The sequence below is a fragment of the Luteolibacter pohnpeiensis genome (assembly GCF_016595435.1).
GTDB classification, from domain to species: domain Bacteria; phylum Verrucomicrobiota; class Verrucomicrobiia; order Verrucomicrobiales; family Akkermansiaceae; genus Luteolibacter; species Luteolibacter pohnpeiensis.
In genome coordinates this window covers 1-340 of the sequence record NZ_JAENIJ010000233.1, presented here as the reverse complement: position 1 = coordinate 340, position 340 = coordinate 1, and the positions used below count along the sequence as shown (strand labels likewise).

The window sequence follows — 340 nt, the reverse complement described above, 5'->3', positions numbered from 1 at the left end:
AAATCGAGTAAGGGTTGCCCGCCGTAACGAACCGAGCTGCTGGCGGACGGCGGTTCCGCAATCGCGAAGGCTTTCGGGTCCATCCCGGAAAGCGATCGGAGTTCCGTTTCGGCTTGGTTCAGCTGGCGTTGACGTGGTCCGGTTTCGCCGTCCTCGAGTGGAGGAATTGCAATCAGCGCGGCCTTGGCGATGACCACGGCGGAAAAGATCATGAACGCCGGAATCGTGCCCTCTGGTCCCAAGGTATGAACCCGGGGATTGGCCATGATGCGGCCGCGAATCCGTTCGCAAACCTGCGGCACAATCAGCGCAAGCCGTGGTTCCAATTGTTCGAACACAC

At 60.0% G+C, this 340-nt stretch carries 1 protein-coding gene; it reads right to left on the bottom strand.

Annotated features, from left to right (window positions below; all coding sequences use genetic code 11):
• A partial coding sequence (locus JIN85_RS22635; protein WP_200274560.1) for a hypothetical protein occupies nt 1-340 on the bottom strand: 340 nt, incomplete at both ends.